The following is a 17129-nucleotide window of genomic DNA, read 5'->3' on the forward strand; positions in this document are numbered from 1 at the left end:
CTCCTTTCGACAGGCTCAAGGAGCGGTCAACGGCGTCAAGGAGCGGGTGACGGCTCGAACCCGGCCGGCTTTTCGACAGGCTCGAGGACCACTGACACTATGAAGGCGTGACCGATCTGAAGATGGTCGTCGCCGACATGGACGGCACGCTCCTGCGCGACGACGGCACCGTTCCCGACTCCTTCTGGCCGCTGCTCGACGAGATGCGTGAGCGCGGGATCGTGTTCGTGCCGGCGAGCGGCCGCCAGTACTACACGCTGCAGAAGCTGTTCGAGCGCTCACCCGAGGGCCTCTCGTATATCGCCGAGAACGGCAACCTCGTCGCCCACGACGGCCGGCTGGAAGCCGTCGGCACCGTCGACCAGTCCGTCACCGACGAGGTGGTGTCCACTGTGCGTGCCGCCTACGAGCACGGGCGCGACCTCGGGCTCGTCGTCTGCGGTGTGGCCGGCGGCTACGTCGAACGCCACGACCGTCCGTTCGTCGACGAATGCGACAAGTACTACGTGCGGCTGGACCGGATCGACGACCTGGACGAGATCGACGATCAGATCCTCAAGCTCGCCGTCTACGACTTCGAGGACGCCGAGACCGCCGCCGGCCGCTACTTCGCCGAGCTCGCCGACCGCACCCAGGTGGTGGTGTCCGGCAGGAACTGGATCGACATCATGTCGCCCGGCGTCGACAAGGGTGTCGGCGTGCGCGCGCTGCAGTCCGATCTCGGTATCAGCCCCGCACAGACCGTCGTGTTCGGCGACTACCTGAACGATCTGCAGATGCTCGACGCCGCCGACCGGTCCTACGCCATGGCGAATGCCCACCCCGAGGTGAGGGCCCGCGCCACGCATCTCGCGCCGTCCAACGACGACGAGGGCGTGGTGCAGGTGCTGCGCCGGCTGCTCTCGGGCGGCTAGGGGACCAGGATGGCGCGGCCGACGATCTTGCCGGCGCGCAGATCGTCGAACGCCTGCTGGAACCGATCCAGTGGATAGGTGACGTAGTCGATCTTGATCTTGCCGGCGTGCGCGAGCGCCAGGACCTGCAGCAGATCCTCCCGGGTGCCGCCGTACGAGCGCTGGATGTTGACGCCCCACGGCGCGCTGATCTCCGCGGACGCCGGGTACTTTCCGCCGCCCAGACCGACCAGGCGCACCTTGCCTTCCGGCGCGATGGCGCCGGCGGCGAGATCGACGGTCGGCTGCACACCCACGAAGTCGAGCACCACGTCGGCGCCGTAGCCGCCGGTCTCGGCGAGGATCTTCGCGGCGGTGCCGGCGTCCGGGGTGAACGTCTCGTCGGCACCCAGTTCCTTGGCGTGCTCCAGCTTCTTCTCGTCCATGTCGACGCAGATCACCGTGGCCGCCGAGATGGCCTTCACGATCTGCAAGCCCATGTGGCCGAGTCCGCCGATGCCGATGATGACGACGGTCGCGCCCGGGGTCAGGCGGTCGCGCACCGAGTTGATGGCCCGCATCGGGGTGAGTGCGGCGTCGGTCAGGGGGCCGGCGCCGACCGGGTCGATGTCGCCGAGCGGCAGGGCGTGCCGTGACGGCACGATGATGTAGTCGGCCATCGAACCCTGCGCGCCCAGACCGGGGCCGGTGGGGAAGCTGTCGCGACCGCCGGTCACCTCGCAGGCGTTGTCGCGGCCCTCGACGCAGGCGCGGCACTCGCCGCAACTCCACACCAGGTTCACGATCACCGGCTCGCCCTCCTTGTGGGCGGTGACGCCCGGGCCGAGCTTGTCGACGGTGCCGGCACCCTCGTGACCCAACGTCAGACCGAATGCCGGCCACTCGTCGCCCATGTCGACCAGGTGCAGATCCGAATGGCACAGTCCCGCGCCGGCCACCTTCACGCGCACCTCCCCCGGGCCCGGTTCGGGAACATCCACCTCTTCAAGGGTCACGGTGTTCGGGCTGCTCAGCTTCACGGCGCGCATGGGTGGCGTCCTCTCCGGGGTGGTGCGGGTATGCGTTTCCGACGATATGCCCGCCCTGGAATACGTGCCAGGAAGTGGAAGGATGTTCGCCGTGAGGACCATTCAGCGTCGCGAAATAGCCTTGGCGGTGACGCTTTCGGCGACTGCCGGCTATCTCGACGCCGTCGGATTCCTGCACCTGCGCCGTCACTTCGTCTCGTTCATGAGCGGCAACACCACCGACCTGGCCACCGAGATCGGCGGCGGGCGCTGGGGTGCGATCGGGCTCCCGGCCGCTCTGATCGGCTGCTTCTTCGCCGGCACCGTCCTCGGTGCGATCCTGGTGCACGTGTGGGACGGCCGCACGACCGTCCTCGGCGTCACCGCGCTGCTCGTCGTGGCGACCGCGATCGCGGTCTCGGTGACGTCGGCGCTCGCGCCGGTCGTGGTCGGACTGCCGCTGGCGATGGGCGTGGTCAATGCGACGTTCCTGCGGGGAGGGGAGACCAGTATCGGACTCACCTACATGACCGGCGCACTGGTCAAGGCCGGCCAGCGGCTGGTCGACGCCTTCCGCGGCGGCCCCCGATTCCTGTGGCTGCGGAACCTGGCGTTGTGGGCGGCGCTGCTCGCCGGCGGCATCACGGGTGCCGTCGGACACGGTCTCCTGGGCATGCCCGGTGCCCTCTGGCCGCCGGCCGCTCTCCTGATCGTCCTCACAGTGGTGGTCGCTGCGGATCGCCGTCGCCGAGGCATCTTCGGGTCGGGTGCACACACCGCGACCGAGCGGGAGATCAAGGTCCTCTGAAGCGGACATGTCCTAGGGTGGGGCCATGGCTTCCGATCGTGACGAACTCGCCCAGCGACTCCTCGACGCGCAGGTCGAGTTCACTCTCGGCCAGCTCACCGACGAAGACGAGTTCCGGACCGTCGCCGAGCAGGAGATCGACTCGTTTCTCACCGACTCGGGCACCATCCCCCTCGAATCGGTGATGCCGCGCCAGCTCATCAAGGACGTCGTCTACAAGTACGCCGTCCAGTTCCCGGTGGAGGGCGCCATCCCCGAGCTCGTCGGCGAGGTCGCCGCACGGCTCTACAACCACGACGTCAACAGCCAGACCAGCCTGCACGACGTGGTCGACGACCGGCAGTTCGACGAACTCGCCACCTCGATCGCCGAGATGCCGGCCGCCCAGCGGGCCCTCGAACAGGTGCTGGAGAGCCCGTCGACCGTCGACACCGTGGTTGACCTGGTGCAGCGTTCCGTCGCCAACAACTTCGGCTCCAAGGCCGCCCGACGTCTCGCCCGCCCCATCGAGAAGGTCACCCGCTACGGCGCCGGCTTCGTCCTCGACTCGGCGCGCGAAGACCCCGAGGTGATGCTCCTGGACACCCTCCGCGACTTCTGGCGCGGAAACGCCGACCGCGACCTGTCCGGATTCAAGGGCACCATCACCGACGACGACATCGAGGACTTCGTAGTGATCGGGTTCGAGTTCTTCCGCACCTTCCGGAACACCCCGTACTTCCGGACCCTGCTCGACGAGGGGGTGGACGAGGTCTTCGACACCTACGGCGCCACCCCGATCGCCGACGTCCTCGAGGACCTCGGCATCGAACGCGCGGACCTGATGGAGGAGGCCATGCGCTTCGGTCCGCCGGTCCTGGCGCATTCTGAAAGAGCTCGGCTACCTCGAGACCATCACGCGCCGCCGCCTCGAACCGTTCTTCGACTCACCGGAGTATGCGGCGGCCGTCGCCGGCTACGTGAAGAAGTAGTCTGCACGCTCCCCGCTCCTTGAGCCCCGTTCCCCGCTCCTTGAGCCTGTCGAAAGGAGCTCAGAGCACCTCGGACAGGAACGTCTGCAGACGCGGGCTGCTCGGGGCGTCGAAGAGCTGTGCCGGCGTGCCGGTCTCGACCACCTTGCCCTGATCCATGAACAGCACGTTGTCGGAGACGTTGCGGGCGTACCCCATCTCGTGGGTCACCACCACCATCGTCATGCCCTCCTGGGCGAGTTCGGTCATCAGTGCGAGAACACCCTTGACCAGTTCCGGGTCCAGCGCGCTGGTCGCCTCGTCGAAGAACATGATCTGCGGCTTCATCGCCAGCGCCCGCGCGATCGCCACCCGCTGCTTCTGACCGCCGGACAGGTTCGCCGGCCGGGCGTCGGCCTTCTCCTTGAGCCCGACCGCGTCGAGCTGGCTGATCGCCAGCTCGTGAGCGGCGTCCTTGCTCAGTCCCTTCAGCTTCCGCGGGGCCAGCGACACGTTCTCGGCGACCGTCATGTGCGGGAACAGGTTGAAGTGCTGGAACACCATGCCGATGCGTCGCCGCAACTGGTCCGGGTTGTCCTTCAGCACCGACCGGCCGTCGATGAGGATGTCGCCCGAGTCCGGCTCGTGCAGTCGGTTCAGGACGCGCAGCAGCGTCGACTTGCCGGAACCGGACGGGCCGATCACGGTGGTGGTGGTGCCGGCGTCGACATGGATGTCGACGCCCTGCAGCACGTGGTTGTCGCCGAACGACAGGTGTAGGTCCTGCCCGGTCAGCGAGACGGGATCGGGGGTGGTGAGCGGCTTGCCGGTCATCTCAGGCCTTTCCGGTCCGCAGACGGTTGTCGATGTAGTTCACCAGGTGGGTCAGCGGCACGGTCAACGCCAGATAGACGATGCCGGCCGCTACCAGCGGCGACAGATTGCCGGTCTGCGCATTAAGGTCACGGCCCACCGCGAACAGTTCACGCTGACTGGCCAGCAGACCGAGGAAGTAGATCAGGGACGAATCCTTGATCAGCACGATGAACTGATTCATCAGCGCGGGAAGCACATTCCGCACACCCTGCGGCACCACGACCAGCGCCATCGACTTCGCGTACGAGAAGCCGAGGGCGCGCGACGCCTCCAGCTGCCCGGGATCCACGCTCTGGATACCGGAACGGAAGATCTCGCCGATGTACGCCGCCGCCAGCAACGCCAGGGCGAGCGCACCCAGCCAGTACGGGTTGCCGCCGGTCAGGTTCTTCACCACCGGACCGATGCCCAGGCCGATGATCAGGATGACCACGACCGCCGGCAGGCCACGGAAGATGTCGGTGTAGACGCGTGCCGGCCAGCGCAGCCATCGGGTGCGCGAGATGCCGGCGACGGCCAGGACCATGCCGAGGATCGTGCCGATCACCCCCGACGACACCGCCAGGATCAACGTGTTCGGCAGGCCTGTCTTGAGCAGATCGGGGAACGCCTTCTTGTACAGGTCCCAGTTGAAGAAGGTGGCGCCGAGCTGCTGCAGGGTGCTCTTCTTCTGCACTTCCACATCGGTCTTGTTGGCCGCGTTCTGTTCGGCCAGCGCCCGGAAGTCGGGGAGCTGCGGGGCCGGCGCGGCCTTGGAACCCGGCTTCCAGCCCGGCGGCAGCTCGCGCGGCACCCAGTCGGTGTACAGCTTGGCCCAGGTGCCGTCGGCGATCACCGCGTCCAGGCCGCTGTTCAGCGCGTCGATCAGCTTATGGTTGTCCTTGGCGGTGGCCCAGCCGACGAAGTTGTTGACGCTGAACGTGTCTTCCAGGATCGCCATGCCGTCGGTGGGCTTGATGGCACCCTCGGCCTGCTGGCTGGGTGCTACCCAGGCGTCGATCTGACCGGTCTTCAGGTTCGCGTACGCCGTCGCGTAGTCCGGGAACTTCACCGGGCTCAGGTGCAGTTCGTTGGTGACGTAGTCGTCCTGCACGGTGCCCTGCACCACGCCGATCCGGTTCTTGGGGCCCAGATCGGTGAAGCTCTTGATCGGCCCGTTCTTCGGGCCCACCAACGAGAAGTAGCCGAAGTCGTAGCCGTTGGTGAAGCCCACCGTCTCGCGACGCTCGGCGGTCGTGGTGATCGACGACGACCCCACGTCGTAGCGATGGCTCGCCACCTGCGCCAGGAGGCCCGCGAACTCGGTGCCCACGAACTTGACCTTCAGGCCCAGCTTGGCGGCGACCGCCTTCAGCAGCTCGTTGTCGAAGCCGGTGTACTGGCCGGCCGCGTCGAGGCAGATGCTCGGCGGCGCGTCACCGAGGGTGCCGACCGTCAAGGTGCCGGGCTGGGCCAGACCGAGCGCGTTCACGTCGATCTGATCGATCGGCGTCACCGAATCGGTGGTGTACTGGTCGGCCTGCTGCTGCGGGGTCTTGAGGTTCCCCGGGGCGGCGGCCGCGGCCTTGGTGTCGGGCGCTGCGCACAGATCCGAATCGTCGGAGTTCGACGACGACGAACCGCAGGCGGCCAGCGCGAAGGCGACGAGGACGGCCAGCAGCAGTGGCAGCAGGCGTCGCCGGACGGTGAGGACAGACATGGGACGTGAGCCTACTTCGCGTGACTGGGCAGGTCACAAATAAAACTCACCGCGAATGGAACCCTTCGAGACGCTCCTACGTCGCTCCTCAGGGACCGCCCTTCGAGACGCTCCTACGTCGCTCCTCAGGGACCGCCCTTCGAGACGCTCCTTCGTCGCTCCTCAGGGACCGCCCTTCGAGACGCTCCTTGAGGATGTTCGTCGGTTGAGCCGGGCGACGAAGGAGCCCGTGTCGAAACCCCGCCCTTCGAGACGCTCCTACTCCTCAGGGACCGGCGGACCGCTCTAGTGGGCGGCTTCGTAGGCGGCGATCACGTCGGCCGGGATGCGGCCGCGGTCGGAGACGCTGAAGCCGTTGGCCTGCGCCCACGAACGGATCGCGGGGGTGTTCGGGGACGAACGGCGGCGCGTCGGACGGCCTGCCGAACGGGAGGCCTTCACGTACCGGTCGACGAGGTCGCGGAACTCCTGGGCGTTGGCGGCGGACGTGTCGAACTCGTAGTTGCGGCCGTCCAGGCTCCACCGGATGGTTTCGTAATCGTCGCCCAGTTCGGTGCCGTCGAGATCATCGACGACGGACACGACGGTCTTGGTGCGCTTAGCCATGGAGATTCCCCTTCATAAGGCCGTGAATTCGCAGACTGAAATCCGTTATGCCCCCAGTCTACAAAAGATCAGCGTGTGGAGGTCGTGGACGTCGCGTTCAGTGGATCGTCGTTATCGTCATCGGCGACACCCGGTGCGCGGTCATCGCCGTGAATTTCCGAAAAACCGTTCCGGGTGATCGCGAATCCACGATCGGTGCCCGATTCCAGGCAGTAAAGCGCCTCCGGGTCACTCAGACAGGAATAGCGGCTCACGGTGATGGCGGAACCGAAATCCAGAATCGTCGAGCGGTACATCACCGGATACTGATTGGTGCAGGCGCCCTGGGTGATGCCGTCCGAATTCAGAAGTACTTCGTGACCGTCCCAATCGCAGCCCGCCGGGGCACTCGCGGGAGCCGAATCGGGGCCGCGCACCCGGTCGCTCACGCATGCCAGCGAACCGGAGGGGCTCAGGTCGGTCGAGCAGCGGACCGCCCGGTCCGGGGTGGAGAAGTGCACACCGGAGATGCCTTCTTCGCGGGCGTCGTCGGCCTTCTCCGAGCCCACATGGAAGCCGGACGTGCTCACCCGCGTCGCATCTTCGATGGCTCGGGCCAGCGAGTCGCGCGGCGGAATGGTCGGCGCCGTGGAGATCGCCTCCCGTGACTTCGAGGCCGGCGCGATCGACGAGGTGGGCGTCTCCGTCTGCAGCTCATCGGTACCGGGAATGACGATCGGCCGGCTGGCCTGCGGATCGCTCAGCAGGCTGCACGCCGACAGCGAGACCGCGGCCAGCACACCGAGCCCGGCGGCCGCGACCCGGCGCGTGATCGATCCGTACCCTTGCACTGTGGCCACTCCCAAGATCGTTCTCTTCTACGTGTTCACACCGCTGCCCGATCCCGACGCGATCCGGCTCTGGCAGCAGGCCGTCTGCGAGGCGAACGGTCTGCGCGGCAGAATCATCGTGTCACCCCACGGGATCAATGCGACCGTAGGCGGCGACATCGGCGATGTGAAGCGCTATGTCCGTGCCACCCGAAGTTACCCGGCGTTCGCGCGGGCCGACATCAAATGGTCGGACGGCGACGGCGACGACTTCCCCCGACTGAGCGTCAAAGTGCGGCCGGAGATCGTCACCTTCGGCGTTCCCGACGAGGTGACGGTGACCCCGGACGACGGTGTCGTCGGCGGCGGGGTGCGGCTTTCTCCCGAAGAACTCCACGCATTGGTCGACGAACGCGGCGACGACGTCGCCTTCCTGGACGGCCGCAATGCCATCGAGGCGCAGATCGGCCGATTCTCCGGAGCGATCGTGCCGCCCGTCGGCACCACCCGTGATTTCGTTCCGTTTCTGGAAAGCGGGGCACTCGATCATGTGAAAGACCGTCCCGTCGTCACCTACTGCACCGGCGGTGTCCGATGCGAGGTACTCACCGCGTTGATGCGGAATCGGGGATTCTCGGAGGTTTATCAACTCGACGGCGGAATCGTCCGTTACGGCGAAAAGTACGGCGACGACGGCCTCTGGGAAGGATCGCTGTACGTGTTCGACCGGCGCATGCGCACCGATTTCTCCGACCGCACCCGTGTCATCGGGCGATGCGCCGACTGCGGTGCGCCGACCAGCCGCGTCGCCAACCGTGACGACACCGCCCGCGATCTCGCCGTCCTGTGCGAGCAGTGCGTTCCGTCGTGAGTCCGCGGGCAGGAGGTTCGGTGCCGACCCCGGCGGTTCCGGTCATCGTGCTGGCCGGGTTCCTCGGCGCCGGCAAGACGACGGTGCTCAATCATCTGCTGCGCCGTTCCGGTGGCCGCCGGTTCGGGGTGCTGGTCAACGACTTCGGTTCGATCAACGTCGACGCCCTCCTGGTGTCCGGGCGTTCGGCCGGCACCATGACCTTCTCCAACGGCTGCATCTGCTGCACCACCGACGCGGACGGTCTGGGGGAGTCGTTGCAGACCCTCGCCGACAGCGGCGTCGACGCCATCGTCATCGAGGCCAGCGGCATCGCCGAACCCAAGGCGCTCATCCGTCTGGTGCTGGCGGCGCGCAGCGCGACGGTGGCGTACGGCGGCCTGATCTACGTCGCCGACGCCGCCCTCCTCCCTCAGACGCTGCACGACCATCCGTCGGTGCGCGATCATCTGGCCGTCGCCGACCTGGTCGTGGTGAACAAGACGGATCTGGTCGACGCGGCGGCCCGCGACGCCGTCCTGGCTCAGGTGCGGAAGCTCAACGACACCGCACCGGTGCTGGCGGTCCGCGCCGGAGCGGTGGATCCGGCACTGCTGGTGGACGGCGGCGGTCTGCAGCCCGAACCCGACGGGCCGCAGCAACTGACTCTCGGTGATCTGTTCGAGGACCACGACCATGACCACCACGACCACGATCATTCGGGTCACGACCATCTTCACGACGCGTTCGAGTCGGTGTCGCTGGAGTCCGCCGGGCCGGTGGATCCGCGCCGGCTGGCCGCGCTGCTGTCCCGTCCGCCGGCCGGCGCCTTCCGGCTCAAGGGACTCGCGTTCGTGGACCTTCCCGGTCATGCCGATCAGGCGTACGAGGTGCATGCCGTCGGCGGGTTCGTGCACGTGCGCCGTCGCCCGTGGCCCGGCCCTCGCGCGACGCAGCTGGTGGTGATCGGTGCCGGCCTGGATCCGGTCGCCGCCCGGTCCGCTCTCGAGGAGGTCGTGACGCCCGCCGATCCCGCCGACGAGCACGGGATCCTGCATCTGACCAGGTATCTCGCCGACGACGACCCGTCGCCGACGGTCACAGAGGAGTGACGATTCGGCCGGTGTGACGGACTACCGGTTGCCGAAAACCCTCGAGCACTGGTTCACTGTTACGTAAGTGACCAGTGTGACTGCTGGTGTTGTTAGGGGTTTCGCATGTCTGTTGTCTCTGTCCGTCGTGCCGCGCTCGCCGCGGCCAGCGTCCTGTTCGCCACCGCGCTGACCGTCGCCGTCGTGCCCGCCGCCTCCGCCGCTCCCGCGGCGCCGGCAGCTCCCGCGACCCCGACCACGCCGGCAGCACCGGCGTCGCCGACCGCACCGGCCGCCACGCCGCTGCAGGGCAAGACCGTGTTCCTCGACCCGGGCCACCAGGGCAGTGCCACCCCCGCGCAGCTCAGCAAGCAGGTGCCGGACGGGCGTGGCGGCACCAAGGACTGCCAGACCACCGGTGCCACCGGCGTCAACGGCGTCACGGAGCACGAAATCAACTGGAAGGTCGCCCAGCTGGTGAAGGCGTCGCTGGAGAGCGAAGGCGCACGTGTGCTCCTCAGCCGCCCCGACGACAAGAACTTCGCCGGCTGCGTCGACGAGCGCGCCGAGCGGGCCAACCGCTCCAACGCCGACGTCGCCGTCAGCATTCACGCCGACTCGACCAGCAACGGCGTCGACAACGGCAAGTCGGGCTTCCACCTGATCGTGCCGAAACTCCCGGTGCTCGATCAGAAGGTGAACACCGTCCAGGGCGGCCAGGGGCTCCAAGCCACCGAGAAGATGCGGGACGCCCTCACCAAGGCCGGACTGCACACGGCCAACTACGCCGGCGTCGTCGACGGCATCCAGACGCGGTCGGACCTGACCGGACCGAACATCACCACGGTGCCGCTGGTGTTCATCGAGATGGGCAACCTCAGCAACCAGGCGGAAGCGAAGACCCTGTCGTCGCCCACCGGTGCCGCCAAGTACGCCGGCGCCATCACCAACGGGCTCAACGACTACCTCGGCGCGCCGGCGACGACCACCGCCGGTACCGCGACCGACGGCATCGACGACCTGTCCGGTCTCGCCGACGTCGGCCCGCTGATCGAGCAGCTGTCGAAGGCCAAGAGCCTCGGCGAGGCGCAGCAGATCCTGACGAGCCAGGGCGCCGACGTGTCGTCGCAGATCGTGAAGGCCATGCTCGCCGTCATCTACGCCGTCTTCGGGGGCAAGCTCCCCGTCTAGGGCGTTCGGCGGCCGATCCCGTCGACTGCCGGAGGCTGTGGGCGTGCCACGTCTCAGTCACCTAGAGTGTGTGGCATGGCTCTCAATCTTCCCTCCCTCGAGACCGTCCGCGGCCTGTTCTTCATGAAGACCCCGGTCCCGAGCTTCCGTGGCCGCAAGGTCCTGATCACCGGTGCCGCCAGCGGCATCGGCAAGGCCACCGCCGAGATCGTCGCCAAGCAGGGCGGCGAACTCGTGCTCACCGACCTGCAGGCCGACGTCCTCGACGCGACCGTCAACGAGATCACCGGCAACGGGGGCACCGTCCTCTACCACCAGGCCGGTGACGTCTCCGACTTCGACTGGGTGCAGTCGTTCGCCCGCGCCGTCGACGCCGAGGTCGGCGTCATGGACGTCGTCATGAACGTCGCGGGCGTCTCCGCCTGGGGCACCGTCGAGAACCTTCAGCACAAGCAGTGGAAGCTGATGGTCGACGTCAACCTGATGGGTCCGATCCACATCATCGAATCGTTCGTGCCGCAGATGGTGCGTCGCGGCCAGGGCGGGCAGCTCGTCAACGTGTCGTCGGCCGCCGGCCTGCTCGCGCTGCCGTGGCACGCTGCCTACTCGGCGTCGAAGTTCGGCATCCGCGGCGTGTCCGAGGTGCTGCGCTACGACCTGCGTCGGCACAACATCGGCGTCTCGCTGGTCTGCCCCGGCGGTGTCGCGACCCCGCTGGTCAACACCGTCGACATCGTCGGCCTGGACCGCGACAATCCGGTGGTCGAGAAGCAGGTCAACGGCTTCCACAAGATCGCCGTCACTCCCGAGAAGGCCGGCGAGGCCATCTGCAAGGGCGTGCTGAAGAACAAGTTCATGGTCTACACGTCGTTCGACACCCGGTTCGGTTACTGGTGGGAGCGCAAGTTCGCGCTGCCCTACGAGGTGGTCATGCGGATCGCGAACAACCGCTTCAACCAGCTCTACGAACTCAGCCAGGTGTCCCTGGCGCAGAAGGAAGCCGACCAGGCCGCCGTCGAGAAGACCGGCAGCGCCAAGCACTGACCGCCTCGTGGGTCGAGCGGGGCTCCTCGTCGGTTGAGTCGGCTCCTTCGTCGCCTGGCTCAACCAGCGTGATGACTGCTCAACCAGCGGTGGGGTCAGTCGTCCAGACCGGCGGTGAGGTCTTCGATGTGCGCCTGCTCTCGGATCTGCCCGGCGGTGCGGCGCGGCTTCTTCGGCTGCTGACGCGGCGGGATGGTCTGCGGCTGCGCACGACGCACCGGCTGTGATCCGATGCTCGCGGCACTGCGACGCGGGCGCTCCGCCTGACCGGCGGCCGGCTGCTGCGCCGTGTGCTGCGGTGCGGCCTTGCGTGTCTGCGCCGTGGTCTTCTGCGCTGTGGTCTTCTTCGCCGCGGCCTTGGTGGCGGCGGGCTTCTTCTTGCCGGGCTTCTTGCCCGACTTCTTGGCGGGTGCCTTGCGGTGACCGCTGGTCGAGGGCGCGGCCTTCGCGGCCGCGGTCCGCGGACCGCCGGGGGCGGGGCGTCGTTTGCCGGCGGCGGGCTTCTCCGCTTCGGCGGGACCGCGTTCGAGCACGTAGCGGCGGACCAGCACGATCGCCACACAGATCACGAATGCGGCCAGGATACACGGGAACGTGTTGGCGAACGGCAGCGCCATCTTGAGGACCACCGACTTGAGACCCTGCGTGCCGTTCTTGCTGGCGGAGATCCCGAACAGGGTCAGCAGTCCGATGATCGCGGCCACGAGGGGCGGCTGCACGGCGGCGGTGAACAGGCCCTTGCGGTTGGCCATCAGTGCGGCGGCGATGGAGCCGAGGAAGAACAGGATGTTGTAGAACCAGCCGAGTGAACCGGTGGCGAGGGCGTCGATGACGGCGCCGATGATGGTGGGTACGGCGGCGATGGCGATCACCCCGTACCAGGGCACACCGCGCACCGTGGGCAGCACGGAACGCTGGTCTACGGGGACGACTGCTCCGTCGCGGATACGGGAAAGCACACGCCAACGGTACCGGGTGCGCGCGATGGTCCGTCGATGCCGGGCCGTGACATCGGAGAATCTCAGTCGGCGCGCGAGGCGGTACGGACGACGACGTCGACGGTCGGCAGCGGTTCGGGGCCGGACGAATCGGGCGAACCGAGCGCCTCGAGTTCGGACAGCTTCCGGGCGGTGACTCCGAGGCGGGAGTCGATGGCGCCGATCGCCGAGTTGTAGGACTCGACGGCCCGCCGCAGCGCCGACCCGGTCTTCTCGAGGTGTCCGAGCACCCCGTCGAGACGGTCGTACAGCTGCCGGCCCAGGGTGTGGATGGTGGCGGCGTCCTCCGCGAGGGCGTGTTGACGCCAGCCGAGGGCGACGGTGCGCAGCAGTGCGATCAGGGTGGTCGGGGTGGCGAGCACGACGTTGCGGGTGAACGCGTAGTCGAGGAGGTTCGGGTCGGCGCGGGTGGCCGCTTCGAGTGCCCCGTCACCGGGCAGAAAGAGCACCACGAACTCGGGGGAGGACTGCTGCGACGCCCAGTACGCCTTTCCGGACAGTGCGGTCACATGCTGGCGGACCGCCTGGGCGTGCCGGGCGAGGCGTGCCGGTTCGTCGTTGCCTGATTCGCGGGTGCCGCTCCCCGGACCGGACACCGCGGCCAGGTACGCCTGCAGCGGCACCTTCGCGTCGACGACGATCGACCGCCCGCCCGCGAGATGCACTACGAGGTCGGGGCGGACCGCTCGGCCGTCGTCGGCGACCGTCTGCTGGGTGGAGAAGTCGCAGTGCCGCGACATCCCGGACAGTTCGACGATCCGCTCGAGCTGGACCTCGCCCCACCGGCCCCGAACCTGGGGTGCGTGCAGCGCCCCGGCCAGGCGACTGGTCTGCTCCTGCAGCCGGTGCGAGGCCACCGCCATGCCGCGCACCTGTTCGGTGAGTCCGGCGTACGCGTGGATCCGGTTGTGTTCGGTGCGCTGCAGCTGCTCGGACAGCTGACCGAGGGTCTGACGCAGCGGCTCGACGATGTGCTGGACTTCGGATTCCAGCGCATCGGACTGCTGCCGCGCGACCTGTCCGGCGGCGGCGTCGACGGACCGGGCGGCGCTCTGATGGGCGAACCATCCGACGGCGGCACCCACGATCAGGCACACCAGGGCGGTGATGGCGACGGAGACGGTCATGCCGCCATAGTGCATCGCCCCACTGACAAGTATCGGGCGTCAGGGACGTCTCAGGCGGCGGTCTCCCGTTCGATGAGCGACTCCTTGACGTCCAGGCCGTACCGGAATCCGCCGAGGGTGCCGTCCGAGCGGATCACCCGATGGCAGGGAACGAACAGGGCTGCCGCGTTCTGTGCGCAGCAGGCGGCGGCGGCGCGGACCGCGGCCACGTTGCCGGCGCGCTCGGCCAGCTCGCTGTAGGTGACCGGGGGACCGGCCGGCACGTCGTGCAGTGCCGCCCAGGCGGCCTGCAGGAACGGTCCGGACCGTTGACGCACCGGAATCCGGTGCGGGGCTTCGAGATCGCCGTCGTAGTAGGCGTCGACGGCGGCGGCCGCGTCACCGCCGGCGCGTTCGACCAGGGTCTCGGGCCGCAGATCCGGGTGGACCAACCCGCGCAGATACTCCGCGTCGTCGGTCCAGCCGGAGGCGTAGACGGTGCCGTCGGTGTCGACGAGCAGTGTGAACGGGCCGTCCGGGGTCGTCACGGTGGTCCAGCCCAGGCTCGACGGTGTCTGCGTGGTGGTGTCGGTCATGATGTGCCCTTCGGGTTCGGTGTTCGAGCCGGTCGGCCCACCCTTTAGACGCAGTGGGCGCGGTACCGGTTCCCGCGGCGCGCGCCGAATGTCCGTCCGATATGTGATGATACTCGCGTGAGGGACGAGACGACGCCCGCCGACGGACCTGAAGCCGGGGCGGACCAGGTCGATGAGACCTACGACGACCAGTACGACACGCTGGCCGAGGTCACCGAGCGCGTCATGACCGATCCGCGGACCGGTAAGCCGTATCCGAGCCGGTCGCGTATCTTCCTGACCGGTCTGCGGTCGAGTGCCACTGTCGCCTTGCAGGCCATCCTGGTGCTGGGTTTTCTGTGGGTGCTGTTCTGGATCGTCGGGCAGTTGTGGGACATCGTCTTGCCGGTGCTGCTCGGCATCATCGTCGCGACCGTCCTGTGGCCGCCGGCCCGCTGGATGCGCAACCACGGTGTGCCGGCCGGTCTGGCGGCGTTCGGATCGCTTCTCGCCGCCATCGTGATCGTGGGCGGTGTGATCGGGGCCGTCGTGCCGTCGGTGGTCAAACAGGCCCCCGATCTCGCGAACCATGCCACCGAGGGATTGAAGAAGATCCAGAAGTGGATTCAGGGTCCGCCGCTGAACATCAAGGATCAGCAGCTCAACGATCTGACCACCGAGCTCGGCAACCGGATGAAGAGCAGTGCCACCGACATCGCATCGGGCGTCTTCAGCGGTGTCGGCGCGCTCACCAGTCTGCTCATCACCGGTTTCACGGCGCTGGTCATCGTGTTCTTCTTCCTGAAGGACGGCACCAGATTCATTCCGTGGCTCAACCGCACCGTCGGTGCGCCGACCGGCTCGCATATCGCCGAGGTCCTGGTCCGCATGTGGAACACGCTGGGCGGGTTCATCCGCACTCAGGCGATCGTGAGTGCCGTCGACTCCGTCCTGATCGGTGCCGGCCTGCTGATCCTGCGGGTGCCTCTCGCCGGGGTGCTGATCGTGATCACGTTCCTCGGCGGGTTCGTCCCGATCGTCGGCGCCTTCGTGGCCGGTGCCCTGGCCGTGGTGGTCGCGCTGGTCACCAAGAGCCTCACCACCGCGTTGATCGTGCTCGCGATCATCCTGGTGGTGCAGCAGATCGAGGGCAACATCCTGTCGCCGTGGCTGCAGTCGAAGGCGATGGAACTGCACGCCGTCGTCGTCCTGCTCGCGGTCATCCTCGGCGGCAACAAGTTCGGGATCATCGGTGCTTTCCTGGCCGTGCCCGCCGCGTCGTGTCTGGCGGTGTTGCTGCGGTACATCCTGGAGCGGATCGGTCTGGCCGCCGGCGAGCAGATCCAGCAGGAGGATGCGGCTGCCGGCCTGCTCGAGTCACTCGAACCGGTTCCCGCCGGTGCGCCGGCGAGCGTGCCGGACGTCGACGCCGACGAGACCGGGGAGCAGGCCGAGGGACTGCTGTCCCGCCTGAAACGTCTGGTCCGCTGAGGTGCGGATAGACTGACTCCCCGTGAGTCTCACCCTCGGAATCGTCGGTCTTCCCAATGTCGGCAAGTCGACCCTCTTCAACGCCCTGACCCGTAACGACGTGCTCGCGGCGAACTATCCGTTCGCCACCATCGAGCCGAACATCGGCGTGGTGGAGTTGCCGGACCCGCGCCTGAAGCGTCTGGCCGAGATCTTCGGCAGCGAGAAGATCCTTCCGGCGACCGTCAGCTTCGTCGACATCGCCGGCATCGTGAAGGGCGCTTCCGAGGGTGAAGGCATGGGCAACCAGTTCCTCGCCAACATCCGCGAGGCCGACGCCATCTGTCAGGTGGTGCGCGTCTTCGGTGACGACGACGTGGTGCACGTCGACGGCCGCGTGGACCCGCTCGCCGACATTCAGGTGATCGAGACCGAGCTGATTCTCGCCGATCTGCAGACCTTGGAGAAGGCGCTGCCGCGGCTGGAGAAGGACGCCAAGAAGAACAAGGATCTGGTCGAGACCGCGGCCGCCGCCAAGAAGGCCCAGGAGATCCTCAACAACGGCAAGACCCTGTTCTCGGCGAAGGATTCGTTCGACCTGTCGTCGGTGCGTGAACTGCATCTGCTGACCGCCAAGCCGTTCCTGTACGTCTTCAACGCCGACGAGTCGGTGCTCACCGATGACGCCAAGAAGCATGAGCTACGCGACGCGGTGGCCCCCGCCGACTGCGTCTTCCTGGATGCGAAGGTGGAGTCCGAGCTTCTCGAACTCGATGAGGCCGACGCTCAGGAACTGCTGGACACGATCGGCCAGGACGAACCCGGCCTGCAGTCGCTGGCCCGCGCCGGCTTCCACACTCTGGGCCTGCAGACCTACCTGACCGCCGGACCCAAAGAAGCCCGCGCCTGGACCATCCACCAGGGCGACACCGCCCCCAAGGCGGCCGGCGTCATCCACACCGACTTCGAAAAGGGCTTCATCAAGGCCGAGATCGTGTCGTTCGACGACCTCGACTCGGCCGGCACCATGAACGACGCCAAGGCCGCCGGCAAGGTCCGCATGGAGGGCAAGGACTACGTCATGGCTGACGGCGACGTCGTGGAGTTCCGGTTTAACGTCTAACGTTATTGACGT

The 17129-nt window shown here is 67.6% G+C and carries 17 protein-coding genes; 9 read left to right on the forward strand and 8 right to left on the reverse strand.

Annotated elements, in window-relative coordinates; genetic code table 11:
• Positions 1-107: 107 nt before the first annotated feature.
• Complete coding sequence (locus QM774_RS00585; protein WP_414974035.1) at positions 108-914, forward strand: Cof-type HAD-IIB family hydrolase; 807 nt, start codon at positions 108-110, stop codon at positions 912-914.
• Here the strand turns inward: QM774_RS00585 and QM774_RS00590 are convergent.
• Positions 911-1942 (reverse strand): NAD(P)-dependent alcohol dehydrogenase, encoded by a 1032-nt coding sequence (locus tag QM774_RS00590; protein ID WP_414974036.1) that lies wholly within the window; start codon positions 1940-1942, stop codon positions 911-913. The two genes, QM774_RS00585 and QM774_RS00590, sit on opposite strands and share 4 nt — an antisense overlap.
• A 127-nt stretch (positions 1943-2069) precedes the next feature.
• Between QM774_RS00590 and QM774_RS00595 the strand changes: the two genes are divergently transcribed.
• Together QM774_RS00595 and QM774_RS00600 are read left to right on the forward strand one after the other, a co-directional pair.
• Complete coding sequence (locus tag QM774_RS00595; RefSeq protein WP_414974037.1) at positions 2070-2729, forward strand: YoaK family protein; 660 nt, start codon at positions 2070-2072, stop codon at positions 2727-2729.
• 25 nt (positions 2730-2754) lie between these two features.
• A complete protein-coding gene (locus QM774_RS00600; RefSeq protein ID WP_414974038.1) occupies positions 2755-3723 on the forward strand; it encodes a hypothetical protein in 969 nt (322 codons plus the stop codon).
• 37 nt (positions 3724-3760) lie between these two features.
• Here the strand turns inward: QM774_RS00600 and QM774_RS00605 are convergent, their stop codons facing one another.
• From QM774_RS00605 to QM774_RS00620, 4 genes are all read right to left on the reverse strand, one after another.
• Entirely contained in the window at positions 3761-4513 is a 753-nt protein-coding gene (locus tag QM774_RS00605) for an amino acid ABC transporter ATP-binding protein (protein ID WP_414974039.1), read from the reverse strand.
• A gap of 1 nt (position 4514) precedes the next feature.
• A complete protein-coding gene (locus tag QM774_RS00610; RefSeq protein ID WP_414974040.1) occupies positions 4515-6254 on the reverse strand; it encodes an ABC transporter substrate-binding protein/permease in 1740 nt (579 codons plus the stop codon).
• 285 nt (positions 6255-6539) lie between these two features.
• Positions 6540-6860 carry a histone-like nucleoid-structuring protein Lsr2 gene (locus QM774_RS00615; protein WP_414974041.1) on the reverse strand — a complete coding sequence of 107 codons (321 nt, stop codon included), beginning with the start codon at positions 6858-6860 and terminating at the stop codon, positions 6540-6542.
• A gap of 68 nt (positions 6861-6928) precedes the next feature.
• A complete protein-coding gene (locus QM774_RS00620; RefSeq protein WP_414974042.1) occupies positions 6929-7699 on the reverse strand; it encodes a hypothetical protein in 771 nt (256 codons plus the stop codon).
• On the opposite strand from QM774_RS00620, the gene QM774_RS00625 reads away from it, so the two are divergent.
• The 4 genes from QM774_RS00625 to QM774_RS00640 all read left to right on the forward strand — a co-directional run bounded on the left by QM774_RS00625 (position 7692) and on the right by QM774_RS00640 (position 11845).
• Positions 7692-8540, forward strand: coding sequence for a rhodanese-related sulfurtransferase (locus tag QM774_RS00625; protein ID WP_414974043.1), 849 nt, complete (start codon positions 7692-7694; stop codon positions 8538-8540). The genes QM774_RS00620 and QM774_RS00625 overlap by 8 nt on opposite strands.
• Positions 8541-8560: 20 nt before the next feature.
• Positions 8561-9631, forward strand: coding sequence for a CobW family GTP-binding protein (locus QM774_RS00630; RefSeq protein ID WP_414974044.1), 1071 nt, complete (start codon positions 8561-8563; stop codon positions 9629-9631).
• 105 nt (positions 9632-9736) lie between these two features.
• On the forward strand, positions 9737-10801 hold the full coding sequence (locus QM774_RS00635; protein ID WP_414974045.1) for an N-acetylmuramoyl-L-alanine amidase: 1065 nt from the start codon (positions 9737-9739) through the stop codon (positions 10799-10801).
• A gap of 75 nt (positions 10802-10876) precedes the next feature.
• Complete coding sequence (locus QM774_RS00640; RefSeq protein ID WP_414974046.1) at positions 10877-11845, forward strand: SDR family oxidoreductase; 969 nt, start codon at positions 10877-10879, stop codon at positions 11843-11845.
• A 95-nt stretch (positions 11846-11940) separates the two neighbouring features.
• Here the strand turns inward: QM774_RS00640 and QM774_RS00645 are convergent, their stop codons facing one another.
• The 3 genes from QM774_RS00645 to QM774_RS00655 form a co-directional block, all read right to left on the reverse strand.
• Positions 11941-12804 (reverse strand): DUF6542 domain-containing protein, encoded by an 864-nt coding sequence (locus tag QM774_RS00645; RefSeq protein WP_414974047.1) that lies wholly within the window; start codon positions 12802-12804, stop codon positions 11941-11943.
• A gap of 62 nt (positions 12805-12866) precedes the next feature.
• Positions 12867-13970 carry a DNA recombination protein RmuC gene (locus tag QM774_RS00650; RefSeq protein WP_414974048.1) on the reverse strand — a complete coding sequence of 368 codons (1104 nt, stop codon included), beginning with the start codon at positions 13968-13970 and terminating at the stop codon, positions 12867-12869.
• A gap of 50 nt (positions 13971-14020) precedes the next feature.
• Positions 14021-14545: a methylated-DNA--[protein]-cysteine S-methyltransferase gene (locus QM774_RS00655; protein WP_414974049.1), complete on the reverse strand. Its 525-nt coding sequence runs from the start codon at positions 14543-14545 to the stop codon at positions 14021-14023.
• 225 nt (positions 14546-14770) lie between these two features.
• On the opposite strand from QM774_RS00655, the gene QM774_RS00660 reads away from it, so the two are divergent.
• The gene (locus QM774_RS00660; RefSeq protein WP_414976548.1) at positions 14771-16015 is read left to right on the forward strand and encodes an AI-2E family transporter; all 1245 of its coding nucleotides are present in this window, start codon (positions 14771-14773) and stop codon (positions 16013-16015) included.
• 22 nt (positions 16016-16037) lie between these two features.
• Positions 16038-17117, forward strand: a complete 1080-nt coding sequence (ychF, locus tag QM774_RS00665) for a redox-regulated ATPase YchF (RefSeq protein WP_414974050.1) — start codon at positions 16038-16040, stop codon at positions 17115-17117.
• The last annotated feature ends 12 nt before the right edge of the window (positions 17118-17129 follow it).

The organism is Gordonia sp. (in: high G+C Gram-positive bacteria), from assembly GCF_047600565.1.
In the GTDB taxonomy this organism is placed as follows: domain Bacteria; phylum Actinomycetota; class Actinomycetes; order Mycobacteriales; family Mycobacteriaceae; genus Gordonia.

Coding starts and splice junctions, on each gene's coding strand:
- QM774_RS00635 (WP_414974045.1), top strand. CDS start 9,737: ATGTCTGTTGTCTCTGTCCGTCGTGCCGCGCTCGCCGCGGCCAGCGTC.
- QM774_RS00655 (WP_414974049.1), bottom strand. CDS start 14,545: ATGACCGACACCACCACGCAGACACCGTCGAGCCTGGGCTGGACCACC.
- QM774_RS00605 (WP_414974039.1), bottom strand. CDS start 4,513: ATGACCGGCAAGCCGCTCACCACCCCCGATCCCGTCTCGCTGACCGGG.
- QM774_RS00650 (WP_414974048.1), bottom strand. CDS start 13,970: ATGACCGTCTCCGTCGCCATCACCGCCCTGGTGTGCCTGATCGTGGGT.
- QM774_RS00615 (WP_414974041.1), bottom strand. CDS start 6,860: ATGGCTAAGCGCACCAAGACCGTCGTGTCCGTCGTCGATGATCTCGAC.
- QM774_RS00660 (WP_414976548.1), top strand. CDS start 14,771: ATGACCGATCCGCGGACCGGTAAGCCGTATCCGAGCCGGTCGCGTATC.
- QM774_RS00610 (WP_414974040.1), bottom strand. CDS start 6,254: ATGTCTGTCCTCACCGTCCGGCGACGCCTGCTGCCACTGCTGCTGGCC.
- QM774_RS00600 (WP_414974038.1), top strand. CDS start 2,755: ATGGCTTCCGATCGTGACGAACTCGCCCAGCGACTCCTCGACGCGCAG.
- QM774_RS00590 (WP_414974036.1), bottom strand. CDS start 1,942: ATGCGCGCCGTGAAGCTGAGCAGCCCGAACACCGTGACCCTTGAAGAG.
- QM774_RS00640 (WP_414974046.1), top strand. CDS start 10,877: ATGGCTCTCAATCTTCCCTCCCTCGAGACCGTCCGCGGCCTGTTCTTC.